The organism is Streptomyces sp. NBC_01237 (assembly GCF_035917275.1).
Lineage (GTDB): Bacteria > Actinomycetota > Actinomycetes > Streptomycetales > Streptomycetaceae > Streptomyces.
On the sequence record NZ_CP108508.1, the window covers coordinates 2302104 to 2318857 of the forward strand.

The 16754-nt window shown below is 67.7% G+C and carries 16 protein-coding genes and 1 riboswitch; of the genes, 3 read left to right on the top strand and 13 right to left on the bottom strand.

Features of this window, described 5'->3' with window-relative positions; all coding sequences use genetic code 11:
- Nucleotides 1–197 precede the first annotated feature (197 nt).
- The 3 genes from OG251_RS10255 to OG251_RS10265 form a co-directional block, all read right to left on the bottom strand.
- On the bottom strand, nucleotides 198–1226 hold the full coding sequence (locus OG251_RS10255) for a C40 family peptidase (RefSeq protein WP_326676867.1): 1029 nt from the start codon (nucleotides 1224–1226) through the stop codon (nucleotides 198–200).
- A 319-nt stretch (nucleotides 1227–1545) separates the two neighbouring features.
- Entirely contained in the window at nucleotides 1546–2907 is a 1362-nt protein-coding gene (locus OG251_RS10260; protein ID WP_326681209.1) for an NYN domain-containing protein, read from the bottom strand.
- 37 nt (nucleotides 2908–2944) lie between these two features.
- Entirely contained in the window at nucleotides 2945–3187 is a 243-nt protein-coding gene (locus OG251_RS10265; protein ID WP_018104398.1) for a hypothetical protein, read from the bottom strand.
- A gap of 199 nt (nucleotides 3188–3386) precedes the next feature.
- Here OG251_RS10265 and OG251_RS10270 point away from each other — a divergent pair, with 199 nt between their 5' ends.
- Both OG251_RS10270 and OG251_RS10275 read left to right on the top strand, forming a co-directional pair.
- Nucleotides 3387–4139, top strand: a complete 753-nt coding sequence (locus OG251_RS10270; RefSeq protein WP_326676868.1) for a rhomboid family intramembrane serine protease — start codon at nucleotides 3387–3389, stop codon at nucleotides 4137–4139.
- Entirely contained in the window at nucleotides 4136–4417 is a 282-nt protein-coding gene (locus OG251_RS10275; protein WP_007451244.1) for an Lrp/AsnC family transcriptional regulator, read from the top strand. The genes OG251_RS10270 and OG251_RS10275 overlap by 4 nt, the downstream gene beginning before the upstream one ends.
- 63 nt (nucleotides 4418–4480) lie before the next feature.
- On the opposite strand, the gene OG251_RS10280 is transcribed toward OG251_RS10275, so the two are convergent.
- From OG251_RS10280 to ctaE, 6 genes are all read right to left on the bottom strand, one after another.
- Nucleotides 4481–5857, bottom strand: a complete 1377-nt coding sequence (locus tag OG251_RS10280) for an aminotransferase class V-fold PLP-dependent enzyme (protein WP_326676869.1) — start codon at nucleotides 5855–5857, stop codon at nucleotides 4481–4483.
- Nucleotides 5858–6031: 174 nt separating this feature from the next.
- A riboswitch (SAM riboswitch) is annotated at nucleotides 6032–6149 on the bottom strand.
- Between the two features lie 118 nt (nucleotides 6150–6267).
- Entirely contained in the window at nucleotides 6268–7332 is a 1065-nt protein-coding gene (trpD, locus tag OG251_RS10285) for an anthranilate phosphoribosyltransferase (protein WP_326676870.1), read from the bottom strand.
- Nucleotides 7333–7454: 122 nt separating this feature from the next.
- A complete protein-coding gene (gene qcrB / locus OG251_RS10290) occupies nucleotides 7455–9080 on the bottom strand; it encodes a cytochrome bc1 complex cytochrome b subunit (protein WP_326676871.1) in 1626 nt (541 codons plus the stop codon).
- The gene (gene qcrA, locus OG251_RS10295; protein ID WP_326676872.1) at nucleotides 9077–10129 is read right to left on the bottom strand and encodes a cytochrome bc1 complex Rieske iron-sulfur subunit; all 1053 of its coding nucleotides are present in this window, start codon (nucleotides 10127–10129) and stop codon (nucleotides 9077–9079) included. The genes qcrB and qcrA overlap by 4 nt, the downstream gene beginning before the upstream one ends.
- Nucleotides 10126–10935 (bottom strand): cytochrome bc1 complex diheme cytochrome c subunit, encoded by an 810-nt coding sequence (qcrC, locus tag OG251_RS10300; RefSeq protein WP_326676873.1) that lies wholly within the window; start codon nucleotides 10933–10935, stop codon nucleotides 10126–10128. The genes qcrA and qcrC overlap by 4 nt, the downstream gene beginning before the upstream one ends.
- Nucleotides 10936–10990: 55 nt before the next feature.
- A complete protein-coding gene (ctaE, locus tag OG251_RS10305) occupies nucleotides 10991–11611 on the bottom strand; it encodes an aa3-type cytochrome oxidase subunit III (protein WP_266807862.1) in 621 nt (206 codons plus the stop codon).
- A gap of 187 nt (nucleotides 11612–11798) precedes the next feature.
- Between ctaE and OG251_RS10310 the strand changes: the two genes are divergently transcribed.
- On the top strand, nucleotides 11799–12200 hold the full coding sequence (locus OG251_RS10310; protein WP_326676874.1) for a hypothetical protein: 402 nt from the start codon (nucleotides 11799–11801) through the stop codon (nucleotides 12198–12200).
- 57 nt (nucleotides 12201–12257) lie between these two features.
- Here the strand turns inward: OG251_RS10310 and OG251_RS10315 are convergent, their stop codons facing one another.
- From OG251_RS10315 to ctaC, 4 genes are all read right to left on the bottom strand, one after another.
- Entirely contained in the window at nucleotides 12258–13511 is a 1254-nt protein-coding gene (locus OG251_RS10315; protein WP_326676875.1) for a L,D-transpeptidase, read from the bottom strand.
- A gap of 130 nt (nucleotides 13512–13641) precedes the next feature.
- Complete coding sequence (locus OG251_RS10320; protein WP_326676876.1) at nucleotides 13642–14040, bottom strand: cytochrome c oxidase subunit 4; 399 nt, start codon at nucleotides 14038–14040, stop codon at nucleotides 13642–13644.
- Nucleotides 14037–15773 carry an aa3-type cytochrome oxidase subunit I gene (gene ctaD, locus OG251_RS10325; RefSeq protein ID WP_073725175.1) on the bottom strand — a complete coding sequence of 579 codons (1737 nt, stop codon included), beginning with the start codon at nucleotides 15771–15773 and terminating at the stop codon, nucleotides 14037–14039. The genes OG251_RS10320 and ctaD overlap by 4 nt, the downstream gene beginning before the upstream one ends.
- Nucleotides 15770–16738 carry an aa3-type cytochrome oxidase subunit II gene (gene ctaC / locus OG251_RS10330; protein WP_326676877.1) on the bottom strand — a complete coding sequence of 323 codons (969 nt, stop codon included), beginning with the start codon at nucleotides 16736–16738 and terminating at the stop codon, nucleotides 15770–15772. The genes ctaD and ctaC overlap by 4 nt, the downstream gene beginning before the upstream one ends.
- Nucleotides 16739–16754: the final 16 nt, after the last annotated feature.

Below are 16754 nucleotides of genomic sequence, written 5' to 3' on the forward strand. Positions count from 1 at the left end.
GCCCCTGCCGCCCGGAGCGGGCGGACCGACGACCGGGTGCTGCCACAGCAGGCAGACAGTAATCGGACGGCTACGCGGCGGCCAAAGACCGCGCCGGAGGCGGGCGGGGTGTCAAACACCTCCGCCCCGCCGGTGACCTCGGGTCTCCGGCGGGGCGGGGCGTCAGCAACACGTGGCGTAATTCGCCCGTTCGGGCGTCAGGCGACGCGGACGCCGAACTGGAAGGTGCCCATGTAGTCCATCGACTCGTAGCGGACATTGGCGCCCGGCTTCGGAGCGTGCAGGATCTGGTTGTTGCCCGCGTACAGGCCCACGTGCGAGGTGTTGTTGAAGAAGACCAGGTCGCCCGGCTTCAGCGCGCTGCGCCCGATCCGCTGGCCGTCGTTGACCTGGGTGTACGTGACACGGGAGATCTGGACGTTGGCCTGGGCGTAGGCCCACTGCGTCAGCCCGGAGCAGTCGTAGGAGCTGGGGCCCGTGCCACCGCGGTAGTACGGCTTGCCGATCTGGGTCGCGGCGGCCTGGAGGGCGGCGGCACCACGTGCGGAGGCGGGGGCCTCGTTGCCCAGCTCGACCCGCTCGCCCGCGGCGCGGCTGGCGCGCTGCTCGTCGTCGGCCATCTTGGCGCGCTCGGCGGCGGTCAGGGTGTTGAGCAGCCGCTGGGCGTCGGCCAGCTTGGCCGAGGACTTCTTCTTGTTCTCGCCGAGCGTCTTGCGGACCTCGGCGAGGTCGCCCAGCTTCGCCTGTGCTTCCTTGCGCTGCTGCGCGAGGGTGCGCTGCTTGGACTGGATCTTCTGGAGCGACTCGGTCTGCTTGGCCGTCAGCTGGTCGAGCGCGGAGGCCTGGTCGAGGAAGTCGTCCGGGTCCGAGGCGAGGAAGAGCTGGACGGAGGGGTCGATACCGCCGGAGCGGTACTGCGCGGTGGCGATCGAACCCAGCTCGCCGCGCAGGGCGTTGAGCTCCTCCTGGCCGCGGGCGACCTTGTCCTGGAGCGCGTTGGCCTGCTTCTTGAGCTTGTCCTGCTGCTCCTTGGCCCCGTTGAACTTCTCGGTGGCCTCTTCCGCCTCGTGGTAGAGCTTGTCGACCTTCGCCTTGACTTCGCTCTTGCTCGGCTTGGGATCGGCGTGGGCGGCCTGGGAAGTCAGGGCCACGGCCGCAGCGGCGGCCGCGGTGACCACGTTCACACGGGTGCGGCTCGGCTGCTTGGGACGACGGTGGGACGCCACGAAGGCGAGCTCCTTCTTCCTCGAGCCGCCTACCGGGCTGTGGGGGAGGTGAATCCCCGGCTCCGTGCATGTCACGGACTCGGCGGTGCCTTCGCCGTCACCCCGAATGGGTGATCAACCGTGCGAAGGTTCGAGGCTGACCTTAGTGACCATCTTGTGATCAGTTCAAATCCTCACAAGAAAAATCTCACCACTTCAGGCACTTCTTTGCCCACATCACACCGCGTGTAGCGGCGACTTGACGGTACGTTCCCGAAAATCCGGCATGCCACACATGTCGCGCATGTCGAACTAGCCGGTCATGTCCGGCCATGCGCCCTCAGACCCGGGAAAGGCGCTTCAGCAGCAGGGCGGAAGCGACCGGCCGGGCACCCGCCTTGGCCACCCCGTCCGCCACTTCACGGTCGGTGGAGACCACCACGACGGGCCTGCCGGGCGGTTCCGCGCGGGCCAGTTGACGGATCAGCTCGTCGGCCGTCACGCCGGCCTTGCTGAACAGGACCCGGACCCCGCGCGGCGGGGCGAGCAGCACCGGGGCGGCCAGTTCGGCCCCGTCGAAGACACAGGTCATCTCGGCGCCGGTCTGCGCCGCGAGCACCGAGAGACCGCCCAGCAGCCGCAACCGCTGCTTCTCCAGCGGCATCTGCGGATAACCGGTCTTGGTGACGTTGTAGCCGTCCACGATGAGATGCGCCTGCGGCAGCGCGAGCAACTGGTCCAACAGCGCCGGGTCGGTCTCCGAAAGGGCCCTGGCGGCAATGTCCTTGGGCGACATCCGGCCCGGCTCCACCGCTTCGACACTGTCGGCGGGACGGATCGTCGACGGCGGCAGCGCCAGCTCACGGCGCAGCCCGCGGGCCGCGTCCAGCACCGTGTCCAGCAGCAGCCGCAGCCGCATGTCCTCGACGGAGCGCCCTTCCCTGGCAGCCCTGCGACTCGCCTCGACGGATGCCTCCGCCTCGCCGAGCCGCGCCTTGAGCCGCCGCGACTCGCTCTCGGCCGCGGAGACCTGGGCGGCCGCCTCGGCCCGTACCGCATCGGTCTCGGCCGCACTCCGGCGCACCGCGGCCTCGCCACGCTTCACCTCGCTCAGGGCACTGCGCAGTTTGCGGTGAAGGGCTTCGGATTCCTTGCGGACGGTGTCTAGTTCGGCACGCAGCCGCTCCGTCTCACTCTTCGTCTGCCCCCGGGCCTGGGCCAGCTCCTCGCGCAGCCGTTCCAGTTCGCGCCGGGTCTCCTCGTCGGCGCGTTCGGCGTCGGCGCGCTGGACCTCCTCGCCCGCGGCCTCGACCAGCTTGACCCAGCCGGCCGGGCGCAGCACATAGGCGGCCGCGGCCACATCGACGGGGTCGGCGGCGGCGGGCGGCGAGCCCGCCTCCAGCGCACCGGCCAGCTCGGGCTGGGCCTGGCCGATCCGCTCACTGATACGTCGGCGGAAGAGCGGGTCGCTCTCCAGGGCGGCCGCCATCGCGTTCCCGGCGAACTTGGCGCGCCGGGTCGGGGTGAAACGGGCATACTGCCGCAGCTGGGCAGGCAGTTCGCCGACCGTCAGGCCACCGAAGGCGTCCGAGACCAGCGCGACGACCCGCCGCCGTACGCCCTCGGGCAGCGGGCGGTCGAGCACCTCGTCGGAGCCGTCGGCCGCATCGGCCGGTTCGGCGCCGTTAGTCGGCTGCTCCACCATCCGTCACCCCAAATTGTCTGTCCGGGCGGCCCCCTCAGGAGTCGGCACCAGGCCTGTCCACCAGTTCGATCTGGTCCACCGCATTGCACCAACGACAACGGACCGACTCGATGGTCTCACTGACCACCTCCCGCTCCTCGACACTCGACTCCCCGGCCAGGTCGAGATGGACGTACTCGACGACCTTGGAGGACCGCGTGACATCGAAGCGCGTGAGATTGCCGCAGAGCGTGCAGCGCCAGCGCGTCGTGTCGGTCGGCTGGGGAACCGTCGTCATCGTTGCGTCCTCTTTCGTCGTTCGTCGTCCACCGGGACCCGCACCGGATTCCGGCGAGTCCCGTGCTGTCCTGCGTCAAGGATCTCGCGGTGCGCCGTCGAACTGCGGAAGTCCTGGCGTAACCCTACGGCCTCGCGTATACCCATCGGCACGGCGAGGCGCTCTGTCCGCTTCTCCACCGGTGCGTCATGCTCTGTGCATGATCGATTGGCGGGAAGCCGACTGGCGGGGCCGGGCCGGGAGGTTCCGGGCCGCGGCCGCGGCGGGCGGGGCACCGGTCACGTACGGGCTGATCGCACTGTGCTGCGCCGTCTTCCTGGTCAGCCCGCTGTCCGGCTTCAACCCGGCCTACGGCACCGCCGACACCCTGCTCGCCGCGCAGGCCGCGTACTTCGAACGGTGGGGGGTGATCCCCGCCGAGCTGTGGGACGGCTCCGCGCACGCGATGCTCACCCCGCTCACCGCCCTGTTCCTGCACGGCAGCTGGCTGCACCTGCTGGGCAACATGCTCTTTCTCTACGTGTTCGGCGCCATGACCGAGGAACGGATGGGCCACACCGAGTTCACCTTCTTCTATCTCGGCTGCGGATATCTGGCCCTGCTCTGCTACGCCGCGGCGCACGCCGATTCAGAACAGACCCTGGTGGGCGCGTCGGGAGCGATCTCCGCGGTGCTCGGCGCGTTCCTCTACCTCTTCCCCAGGGCCCGGGTCACCAGCCTCTTCCCGTTCCTCTTCTTCCTGCCGCTGCGCTTCCCCGCCTGGATCGTGCTGATCTTCTGGTTCGTCCTGCAATGGCTGGCCGCCCGGAGTGCGGGCAGTGGCCCCGGAGTGGCGTATCTCGCGCATGTGACGGGGTTCGCCGCCGGGTTCCTCTACGCCTGGGGGCGCTATCGGCGTGACGCTAGAGTGAGGACTCCAGCCACGGCCACCGAGGGAGACAGCCAGCCGTGATCACCGCGATCGTGCTCATCAAGACCAGCGTGGACCGGATTCCGGAGATCGCCGAGGCCATCGCCGCGCTGGACAGTGTCAGCGAGGTCTTCTCGGTCACCGGTACGTACGACCTGATCGCCATGGTCCGGGTGGCCAAGCACGACGATCTCGCCGATGTCATCCCCGGCCGGATCAGCAAGATCCCGGGCGTCGAGGGCACCGACACGCATGTGGCGTTCCGTACGTACTCCCAGCACGACCTGGAAGCGGCCTTCGCCATCGGCCTCGACGCGTAACCGGGTACGGCTTCGGCCGGGCACGGGCGGCCGCCCGTGCCCGGCCGAAGCCGTACCCGGCCCTCAGACCTGCGCCGCACCCCGGTCCGGGACGCAGCGGCCGCCCTCGGTGCGGTACTTCCACTGGGCGCCCTCGCGGACCAGCTCCTTGACCGCCCGGACGAAACGCTCGACGTGCTCGTCCGGCGTACCGGCGCCGAAGCTGACCCGGATCGCGTTGAGCGAGCGCTCGCCCGGCTCCGCCTCCGGCGCGCCGCACTCCCCCGGGTCCTGCGGGTCGCTGCCCAGCAGGGTGCGGATCAGCGGGTGCGCGCAGAAGAGGCCGTCGCGGACCCCGATGCCGTACTCCGCGGAGAGCGCGGCGGCGAAGTGCGAGCTGTTCCAGCCCTCCACCACGAAGGAGATCACGCCGACGCGCGGGGCATCGTCGCCGAACAGCGAGAGCACCCTGACCTCGGGGACCTCGGCGAGACCCGCGCGGACCCCGGCGACGAGCCGCTGCTCACGGGCGACCAGGTTGTCGAAGCCCGCCTCGGTCAGCGCCTTGCAGGCGGAGGCGATGGAGTAGACGCCGATGACGTTGGGCGAACCGGCCTCGTGGCGGGCGGCGGTGGTGTGCCAGTCCACGTCCACACCGCCGTCGGTGCGCCGCGCGACCTTGCGGGAGGCGCCACCGCCGGCCAGGTACGGCTCCGCGGCCTGGAGCCAGTCCGCGCGGCCCGCGAGGACGCCCGAGCCGAACGGCGCGTAGAGCTTGTGCCCGGAGAAGGCGATCCAGTCGACGTCCAGCTCGGCGATGTCGACGGGGTGGTGCGGGGCGAGCTGGGCGGCGTCCAGGACGATCCGGGCGCCGTGCGCGTGGGCGGCGGCGGCCAGTTCCTTCACCGGCCACAGTTCACCGGTGACGTTGGAGGCGCCGGTGACACAGACCAGGGCCGGGCCGTAGGGGTCACGGTCGGCGAGCGCCCGCTCCAGGGTCTCGACGGCCTGGGCCGGGGTGCGCGGCGCGTTGAGGTAGGTGACCCGGGCGTCGCGCCAGGGCAGCAGGGAGGCGTGGTGCTCGGTCTCGTACACGAACACCTGGCAGTCGGCGGGGAGTACGGCGGCCAGCAGGTTGAGCGAGTCCGTGGTCGAGCGGGTGAAGACCACCTGGTCCTCGGCACGGCAGCCGAGGAAGTCCGCGACGACCGTGCGGCTGTTCTCGAACAGGTCGGTGGAGAGCTGCGAAAGGTACCCGGCTCCCCGGTGGACACTGCCGTAGTACGGGGCGTACGCCGCGACGTCGTCCCACACCCGCTGGAGCGCCGGGGCGCTCGCCGCGTAGTCGAGGGCGGCATAGGTGACTTCTCCGCCCGTAACCAGCGGAACAGTGACGTCCTTACCCAGAACCGGCAGCGGTGCACAAATGGACTGGTCAGTGGCAGCGGTGGAGACAGACATGGCGAACTCCCGTAACAAGGCAGGCGAATTCCCCGCGCCGGCGGATACGCGGCAGCGCGGGAAAAAGAAGGAAGGGTGTGCGGAAGAGGGCCGAAGGCCCTAACGCATTCGCTTGCTCACAAGAGGCTCCCTAGGGACCAGGACCCCGGGGGTTGGCATTCGACAATGCCGAGGGGCCCGCGCTTGCCGCAGACCTCGCTGCCTACGGCCTGGTCTTCACCCGGGGCACCCCGCCACGGACGGAGGGTTGCCGGACAGCGGGCCGGGGCCGTAGTCGCTGTCACTCATGACCTGCGCAGCATCTTGCCATACGTACACGCATGCGCAAGGGCGCAGTCCGTCATTCGGACTGCGCCCTTGCTCACAGCGCACACCCCTCGGGACGCGCGTCCCGCGCCGAGGGCCGGCCCTCAGGCGTTGCTGGCCGCGACCCAGCGCTCCAGCGCCCGCTTGGCCGCGCCCGAGTCGATGGAAGCGGCGGCCTCGGTGATCTTCGCCGCGATCTGCTCGTTCAGCGTGCCCGCGCCCGGGTCCAGCGCGACCAGGGCCGCGGCCGAGTTGAGCAGCACGGCCTCCCGCACGGGCCCCCGCTCGCCGTCCAGCAGCCGACGGGCGACATCGGCGTTGTACGAGGCGTCGGCGCCGCGCAGCGCCTCGACGGGCACCAGCTCCAGGCCGACGTGACGCGGGTCGAACGGCTCCTCGCGCACCTGGCCGTCGCGGACCACCCAGACACGCGAGGTGGCGGTGGTGGTCAGCTCGTCGAGACCGTCGTCGCCGCGGAAGACCAGCGCGGAATTGCCCCGGTCGGCGAGCACGCCCGCGACGATGGGTGCCATACGGGCGTCGGCGACCCCGACGGCCTGGGCGCGCACCCGGGCGGGGTTGGTGAGCGGGCCCAGGATGTTGAAGGTGGTCTGCGCGCCCAGTTCCTTGCGGGCCTTGGCCGCGTACCGCAGGGCGGGGTGGAACTTCACGGCGAAGCAGAAGGTGATGCCCGCCTCCTCGGCCACCTCGACGACCCGCTGCGGGGTGAGGTCGAGGTTGACGCCCAGCTTCTCCAGTACGTCGGAGGAGCCGCTCGCCGACGAGGCGGCGCGGTTGCCGTGCTTGACGACCTTGGCGCCGGTCCCCGCGATGACGATCGCGGACATCGTGGAGATGTTGACCGTCTTGGCGAGGTCGCCGCCGGTGCCGACGATGTCGACCGTGCGGCCCGGTACGTGAATGGTCCTGGCGTGCTCGTACATCGCCCGGACGAGCCCGGTGACCTCGTCCACGGTCTCGCCCTTGGCCCGCAGCGCGACCGCGAAGCCGGCGATCTGCGCGTCGGTCGCCTCACCGCTCATGATGCGGTCCATGGCCCACGCGGTGTCGTCCGAGGTGAGGTCCTCACCACGCAGCAGGGGGTTCAGCACGCCGGGCCAGGAACGGTCCGCCACGCTGCCGCCGCCGCTCGGGGTCGCCACGTTCATGGTCCGCTCCTGGGGTCCACAGCCGGTAAGGGAATGGCTCCACCCTATCCAGCGCCGGAGACCGCGAAGAGCCCCGTCCATCGAATGGACGGGGCTCCTGCTGTGGCGATCAGTTCAGGCGATCAGTGGTGACCGTGGCCGCTGGTGATCTCCTTGTACTCCTCGGCGGTGGGCTTGGCGATCTGGCTTTCCTCGCCGTAGAAGCCCTTGCTGAGCTTGACGCGCAGCTTCTCGACGACGGAGACCTTGCGCTTGACACCGTTCTCGTCGACCAGCGGGCCGATCTCGGCCGGCTTGTACTGCTCGTGCGCGGTGAGCGTGTGCAGCTGGCCCTGGCTGAGCGGCTCGTGGATCTCGACGAACTCACCGTGCGGCAGGCGCTTGATGATGCCGGACTCGCGCCCGTGCAGCACCTTCTCCCGGTCCCGGCGCTGGAGGCCCAGGCAGATCCGCTTGGTGATGATGAACGCGATGACCGGTCCGGCGAAGAAGAAGATCCGGACGAACCACGAGATGGCGTTCAGCGACAGGTGGAAGTGCGTGGCCCACAGGTCGTTTCCACCACCGACCAGACCGATGAAGTACGCCGTGATCCAGGCGACACCGAAGGCCGTGCGGGTCGGGGCGTTGCGCGGGCGGTCCAGGATGTGGTGCTCGCGCTTGTCGCCGGTGACCCAGGACTCGATGAACGGCCAGACCGCGATCGCGGTGAGGACGACACCGAAGAGCACCAGCGGGATGAACACGCCCAGGACCAGTGTGTGACCCCAGAGGTTGATCTCCCAGCCAGGCATCACTCGGACCAGACCCTCGGCGAAGCCCATGTACCAGTCGGGCTGTGCGCCGGTGGAGACCTGATCGATCCGGTACGGGCCGATGGCCCAGATCGGGTTGATCGAGGCGATGCCCGCGATGAGGGCGATGATGCCGAAGACCAGGAAGAAGAACCCTCCGGCCTTCGCCATGTACACCGGCAGCAGGGGCATGCCGACGACGTTCTTGTTGGTCCGGCCGGGACCCGCGAACTGCGTGTGCTTGTGGTAGAAGACCAGGATCAGGTGGCCGACCAGCAGACCGAGCATGATGCCCGGCAGCAGCAGGATGTGGATCGAGTAGAACCGGGAGACGAAGTCGCCGCCGGGGAACTCTCCGCCGAACAGGAACATCGAGATGTACGTGCCCACGATCGGCACGGACAGGATCGCGCCCTGGGTGAAGCGGACACCCGTACCGGAGAGCAGGTCGTCCGGGAGGGAGTAGCCGGTGAAGCCGGTGAACATGCCCAGCACGAACAGCAGGAAGCCGAACAGCCAGTTGATCTCACGCGGCTTGCGGAACGCGCCCGTGAAGAACACGCGCATCATGTGCACGAACATGGCGGCGAGGAAGATCAGCGCGGCCCAGTGGTGGATCTGCCGCATGAGCAGACCACCGCGGACGTCGAAGCTGATGTCCAGTGTCGAAGCGTACGCCTCGGACATCCGGATGCCCTGCATCGGCTCGTACGAGCCGTGGTACACGACCTCGTTCATGCTCGGGTGGAAGAACAGCGTCAGATACACACCCGTGAGGATGATGATGATGAAGCTGTAGAGCGCGACCTCACCCAGCATGAAGGACCAGTGGTCCGGGAAGATCTTGCGCATGTTGGCCTTGGCCAGGCCGTAGATGCCCAGCCGGCCGTCCGCCCAGTCGGCCACCCGCTCGCCGGCGGGCGCCTTGCGCCGTGTGTCTGTCGAAGTACTCATCCGCGCTCCCAGAAGGCAGCACCGACGGGCTCATCGAAGTCGCCGAGCGCCTCGAGGTTGCCCTCACTGTTCACACCGATCCGCAGCTGCGGAAGGGGGTGACCGGCCGGACCGAAGATGACGCGAGCGCCGTCGGAGAGGTCGAAAGTGGACTGGTGGCACGGGCAGAGCACGTGGTGCGTCTGCTGCTCGTACAGGCTGATCGGGCAGCCGACGTGGGTACAGATCTTCGAGAAGGCCACGATGCCCTCGTGGGCCCAGTCGCGCTCGCGCTTGTCCTTGATGTCGTCCGGCTCGATGCGGATGATCATCAGGGCCGCCTTGCCCATCTGCGTCTGGAAGTCGTGCGCGTCCTCCTTCAGGCCCTCGGGCATGGCGAAGGTCAGCGAACCGACGACGATGTCCTCGGGACGCAGCGGCTCCATCGTGTTCATGTTGATGAGCTGCTTGCCCTTGGCCCACAGGGTGTGGCGGAGCTTCTTCTCCGGCAGCGGACCGAGGTCGCGCAGCAGCACCACGCCGGAGAGCGGCACCAGGGCCAGCGCGCCGAACATGGTGTTACGGATCAGCTTGCGCCGCCCGAAGGCGGACTCCTCGGCACCGGCCTTGAAGTCGGCGAGCACCTTCGCCTTGACCTCGGGGGTCGCCTCGATGGCGTGCCGGTCGTCGGCCACCTCCACGTCGGACATCAGGGTGCGCGCCCAGTGGACGGCGCCCGCGCCGATGAAGAAGAGCGCCACGCCCAGGGTCACACCCAGGGAGAAGTTGAGCGCGCTCACATGGCCGAAGGGCCAGATGTAGACGATCCGGTCCACCGGGAAGATGACGTAGGAGGCGATGAACGCCACCGTCGCCAGCATCGACAGCGTGAACATGAACGCGACGGCCCGCTCGGAGCGCTTCGCGGCACGTTCGTCGATGTCCTGGATGCGCGGCTTGTGGGCCGGCAGCCCCGGGTCGGCGAACGGGTCGTCCGTACCCTCTACCGCGCCGTGCGCGGTCTCCTGCTCTGCGGGCAGGGTCTCTTCTGGAATCTCTTGGCTACTCATGACTTCTTGGCCTTAGCGGTGTGGGCCGCGACCCAAACGGCAACTGCGATCAGTGCGCCCAGCCCGAAGATCCACGCGAACAGACCTTCGCTGACCGGTCCGAGGCCACCGAGGGAAAGCCCTCCGGGGTTCTCGGCCTTGTCACCGTTCACGGTCTTGATGTACGCGATGATGTCCTTCTTCTCCTGCTCCGGCATCGTCGTGTCGGGGAAGGAGGGCATGCTCTGCGGGCCGGTCTGCATGGCCTCGTAGATGTGCTTCGGGCTCACGCCGTCAAGGGTCGGGGCGTACTTGCCGTGTGTCAGCGCGCCGCCCTCACCGGTGAAGTTGTGGCACTGGGCGCAGTTGGTACGGAACAGGTCGCCGCCCTTGGCGACATCTGCGCCGGCCGGGTTGACCTGGTTCTCGGTCGGCGTGATCGGACCGGCGCCGAGCGACGCTACGTACGCCGCCAGCTGGTCGATCTCGGCCTGGGTGTAGATGACCTTCTTCTTCGGTACCTGGGCACCCGGCTGCTGTGCCGGCATACGGCCCGTAGCGACCTGGAAGTCAACGGCGGCGGAGCCCACGCCGACAAGCTGCGGCCCGTCGGTGGTGCCCTGACCGCCGGCTCCGTGGCAGCTGGCGCAGCCGACGGAGTAGAGCTTCTTGCCCTCCTCGATGGCGAGGGACTGGGCGGTTTCGTCGGCCTGCGCCTTGCCCGCAGGCGCAAACGCGGCGTACAGCCCCCCGGTAGCCGCCAGCGCGAGGAGTAGTACGACGATCGCCGCCAGTGGATGGCGTCGTCGTGCGGAGAGCTTTTTCACGGATTACCCCGGTGTCAGGATCTTCTGCGTCGATGGTGGGTGGGTGCGAGCCCGGTTACTTGATCATGTAGATCGTGGCGAAGAGGCCGATCCACACGACATCGACGAAGTGCCAGTAGTAGGACACGACGATGGCGGCGGTTGCCTGTTCGTGGGTGAACCTCTTGGCCGCGTATGTTCTGCCGAGAACCAGCAGGAAGGCGATGAGACCGCCTGTCACATGCAGACCGTGGAAGCCGGTGGTCAGGTAGAACACCGAGCCGTACGGGTCGGACGACAGGGAGAGCCCCGCGTCCTTGACCAGCTCGGTGTACTCCAGGACCTGGCCGCCGATGAAGATCGCACCCATCACGAAGGTGATGATGAACCAGGTGCGGAGCTTCTTCACATCGCCCCGCTCCGCGGCGAAAACGCCGAGCTGGCAGGTGAGAGAGGAAAGCACCAGGATCGTGGTGTTCGTCGCGGAGAACGGGAAGTTCAGATGATGAGCCATCTCCTTCCAGTGATCCGGTCCCATCACCGATCGCAGGGTGAAGTACATCGCGAAGAGGGCCGCGAAGAACATCAGCTCGGAACTCAACCAGATGATGGTTCCGACGCTGGTGAGGTTCGGTCGATTGACCGACGGGTGCGCGTGCCCGGTTTCTACTGTCGTTGCTGTCGCCACGACCGACATTATGTCGGTCGCTTATCCCGCCCTCACTCCGGGGGGTGCCGTTCGGTGTGTCAGCGGCGTGTGTCCTCCCCGAACGGCCCAGTGAATCGGTGTCATTACCGGTGCTGACACGCTGTCGGTCGGAGTACGATCCGCGCATCGGTTCATGCCCCGAGAGCCCCGAAGACACAGATGTCACGGAGGAACAATGCAGCCGACCGCCACGGTCCTGGTCTACAGCGACGACGCCAACATCCGCGAGCAGGTGAGGCTGGCAGCCGGTCGCAGGCCTGCGGCGGACGTGCCACCGGTGGAGTTCCTGGAGTGCGCCACCCTGCCCGCCGTCCTGGCCGCGCTGGACCACGGCGGCATCGACGTCTGTGTCCTGGACGGCGAGACGGCCCCCGCGGGCGGCATGGGCGTCTGCCGGCAGATCAAGGACGAGATCTTCCGGTGCCCGCCGGCGCTGGTGCTGATCGGCCGCCCGCAGGACGCCTGGCTGGCCACCTGGAGCCGTGCGGACGCCGCGGTGACCCTTCCGGTCGATCCGGTCGAGTTCGCGGACGCGCTGGCCGCCCTGCTGCGCACCAGGCTCTCCGTGGGGGCCTGAGGGCCCCCACAGGGCCCGTGACGGTCCTGCCGAGGGGCGGCGCACTTCCTGGCCGGTTCAGACCTGGGGGCGCAGGCGCGCGGCCTGGACGGTGTTTCCGCTGTCCGGCGTGCCGTTCTGCAGGGCGCTGCCCTTCTGCCATTTCTCCCAGGACAGGTTCCAGTCGCCGAACCCGTTGTCGAACGGTGTCATCGTCTCGCCCTCGCTGCCGACGACCTTGACGATGTCGCCCTCGCGCACGGTGTCGAAGAACCACTCGGCGTCGCCCGTACTCATGCCCGTGCAGCCGTGGCTGACGTTCGCGCTGCCCTGCGAGCCGGTCGACCAGGGGGCCGCGTGGACGTACTCGCCGCTCCAGGTCACCCGCGTGGCGTAGTAGACCGGCAGGTCGTACGAGTCCGAGGAACCGGCCGAGATACCGATGCTCTCCCCGCGCATGCGTACGTAGTACTCCTTCCCGAGCACCACCTTGACGCCGTTGCGGGTGGAGAAGCCGGGCTTGCCGGTGGTGACCGGAATGGTGTTGATCACTTCTCCGTTGCGCAGCACCGTCATCGAGTGGTCCGAGGCGTCGGTGACGGCCTCGATACGGTCCCCGGTGGTGAGCTTCAGCGGCTTGGCGGCGGCCCCGTAGAGGGCGTTGGTCACCTTGATGCCGGTGAGGTTGCTGCGTACCTCGATGGTGGCCTTGGCGGGCCAGTAGTCCTGCGGACGGTAGTGCAGGGTCTTGTCGTCCACCCAGTACCAGGAGCCGGTCACCGCGGGGGTGGAGCGGACCTTCAGGGCGCGCTCCACGGTGGCCCTGGAGGCCTTGTCGGTGACCGGAGCGCTCAGTTCCGCCGTGATGGGCTGTCCGACGCCGTAGGTGCCCGCCTGCGGGCCGAAGGAGACCTTCAGCAGCTTCTTGGGCGAGGTGGTCTCGAAGGCGAGCGTACGGCTCCCCGGAGCGCCGTCGTCGTCCTCGGTGGAGACCCTGACGGTGTATCCGGTGCCGGCCGCGAGCGGGGCGGTGGAGTGCCACCGTTTGCCGTCGGCGGCGAGCTCGCCCGCGAGATGGCGGCCGCCGGTGTCCACCGCCGACACGTCCGTGATGCGGACGTCGTCGTCCTTGACGGTCACTTCGAGGGGCTTGTCGGGGTCGGTCCTCTCGCCTTCGGAGGGACCGTTGAAGGTGACCTGGTCCCCGGCGTCGTACGGCTTCTCGGAGAGCGGGTGGCCGTCGGGCTCGCCACAGGCAGCCGCACCTGCGACGAAGGTCACGACCAGCAGAGTGCAGCTCACTACGGTGCGGATGCGCGGCGTGTGGTTCATGAACCCCACGCTAAGAAGATTCATTCGTTCCAGCGCGTTCAATGACTGCAAACGAGCGAAGGGCCCGGACTGCTCGCGCTGAGCGGTCCGGGCCCTTCGTGGGTGCTGCGGTGTTACGGGTGGTGCGGTGTCACTGGGTGCGGTTCTCACCGCGGTAGTACTCGAAGACCCAGCCGAAGAGGCCGATCAGCAGCATCGGGGCCGAGAAGTACAGCAGCCACCAGCCGAAGATGACGCCCATGAAGGCGAAGGCGCCGCCGACCGCCAGGGAGAGCGGCTGCCAGCTGTGCGGGGAGAAGAACCCCACCTCGCCGGCCTCGTCCGCGACATCGGCTTCCTTGTTGTCCTGGGCCATCTGGTCGACCCGGTTGGCCGTGAAGGCCAGGTAGAAGCCGATCATGATGCTCAGGCCGAAGGCCAGGACGAGCGCGGTGGTGCCGACCGGCTCCTTCGACCACACGCCGTACGTGACGGCCATGGCGAGGATGAAGACGCTCAGCCAGATGAACATCTTGCCTTGGATCTTCACTTGCCTGCCTCCTTGCCACCGGCGAGGGCCTTGTCGGCCTCGGAGTGGTGCTCCAGCTGTTCGAGCGCCGCGATCTCCGGGTGGTGCAGGTCGAACGCCGGGGATTCGGAACGGATCCGCGGCAGCGTGAGGAAGTTGTGCCGCGGCGGCGGGCAGGACGTGGCCCACTCCAGCGAACGGCCGTAACCCCACGGGTCGTCGACCTCGACCTTCTTGCCGTACTTGGCCGTCTTCCAGACGTTGTAGAAGAACGGCAGCATCGACAGGCCGAGCAGGAACGAGGAGATCGTCGAGATCGTGTTCAGCGCGGTGAAGCCGTCAGCGGCGAGATAGTCCGCGTATCGACGCGGCATTCCCTCGGCACCGAGCCAGTGCTGCACCAGGAACGTGCCGTGGAAGCCCACGAACAGCGTCCAGAACGTGATCTTGCCGAGCCGCTCGTCCAGCATCTTGCCCGTGAACTTCGGCCACCAGAAGTGGAATCCGGAGAACATCGCGAAGACCACGGTGCCGAAGATGACGTAGTGGAAGTGCGCGACGACGAAGTACGAGTCGGAGACGTGGAAGTCCATCGGGGGCGAGGCCAGGATGACGCCGGTCAGACCACCGAAGGTGAAGGTGATCAGGAAGCCGACGGCCCAGAGCATCGGTGTCTCGAAGGACAACGACCCCTTCCACATCGTGCCGATCCAGTTGAAGAACTTCACACCGGTCGGTACCGCGATCAGGAAGGTCATGAAGGAGAAGAACGGCAGCAGCACACCGCCGGTGACGTACATGTGGTGGGCCCACACGGTCACCGAGAGACCCGCGATGGCGATCGTCGCGGAGATCAGGCCGATGTAACCGAACATCGGCTTGCGACTGAACACCGGGATCACTTCGGAAATGATTCCGAAGAATGGCAGGGCGATGATGTACACCTCTGGATGGCCGAAGAACCAGAAGAGGTGTTGCCAGAGCAAGGCGCCGCCATTGGCCGCGTCGAAGATATGCGCACCGAATTTACGGTCCGCCTCCAGCGCGAAGAGCGCGGCGGCGAGGACCGGGAAGGCCAGCAGGACCAGAACACCGGTCAGCAGGACGTTCCAGACGAAGATCGGCATGCGGAACATCGTCATGCCGGGTGCGCGCATGCAGATGATCGTGGTGATGAAGTTGACCGAACCGAGGATCGTGCCGAATCCGGAGAACGCCAGACCCATGATCCACATATCGGCGCCGATGCCCGGCGAGCGGACCGCGTCCGACAGCGGGGAGTAGGCGAACCAGCCGAAGTCGGCGGCACCCTGCGGGGTGAGGAAGCCGGCCACCGCGATGATCGAGCCGAAGAGGTACAGCCAGTACGCGAACATGTTCAGCCGCGGGAACGCCACATCCGGCGCACCGATCTGGAGCGGCATGATCCAGTTCGCGAATCCGGCGAACAGCGGCGTCGCGAACATCAGCAGCATGATCGTGCCGTGCATCGTGAACGCCTGGTTGAACTGCTCGTTCGACATGATCTGCGTGCCGGGACGGGCCAGCTCGGCGCGCATGAAGAGCGCCATCAGTCCGCCGATGCAGAAGAACACGAACGACGTGACCAGGTAGAGCGTGCCGATCGTCTTGTGGTCAGTGGTGGTCAGCCACTTGATGACGACGTTTCCCGGCTGCTTGCGCCGTACCGGCAGCTCGTCCTCATACGAGTCGTCTGCTGCCGCGGCACCCTGAGGTTCGTTGAGGATGCTCACAGTTTGTTCGTCTCCGCATTCCTGGCCGGGTCCGTCTGCTCGATGCCTGCCGGCACGTAGCCCGTCTGACCCTTCTCCGCCAGCTCCTTGAGGTGCTGCTGGTAACGCTCCGGGGAGACGACCTTGACGTTGAAGAGCATCCGGGAGTGGTCGGCGCCGCAGAGCTCGGCGCACTTGCCCATGAAGGTGCCCTCCCGGTTGGGAGTGACCTCGAACGCGTTGGTGTGGCCCGGGATGACGTCCTGCTTCATGAGGAACGGCACCACCCAGAAGGAGTGGATGACGTCACGCGAAGTGAGGACGAAGCGGACCTTCTCACCCTTCGGCAGCCACAGGGTCGGACCCGGGTTGCCGTTCTGCGGGTTACGGGTGCCGGGGATGCCCACGTCGTAGACGCCGCCGGCGTCCTTGGGGAATTCCTCGCGGTACCGGTCGGGGATGGCGTCGAGTTCCTTGGGGATCTCGCTGCCGGCGGAGGGCTGGCCTTCCACCTTCTCGATGTAGTTGAAGCCCCAGCTCCACTGGTAGCCGACCACATTGATCGTGTGGGCCGGCTTGTCGGAGAGCTCCAGGAGCTTCGATTCATCACGCGCGGTGAAGTAGAAGAGCACCGAGACGATGATGAGGGGAACCACTGTGTACAACGCCTCAATGGGCATGTTGTACCTGGTCTGCGGAGGTACCTCCACCTTGGTCCGGCTACGCCGGTGGAAGATGACGCTCCAGATGATCAGCCCCCAGACAAGGACACCCGTGACGAGCGCTGCCGCCCACGAGCCTTGCCAGAGGGAGAGGATCCGAGGGGCCTCTTCCGTTACCGGGGTGGGCATACCAAGGCGGGGGAAATCCTCCCAGTTGTATGAACAACCGGAGGCCGTCGCCAGGACCAGGCCCGCAGTCAGCACCTGCGGCAGCTTCCGCCGCATCGGGCGCCGCGACGAGCGGTCGGAGCCGTTGGGACTCACGTAGCGCCTTCCCGAG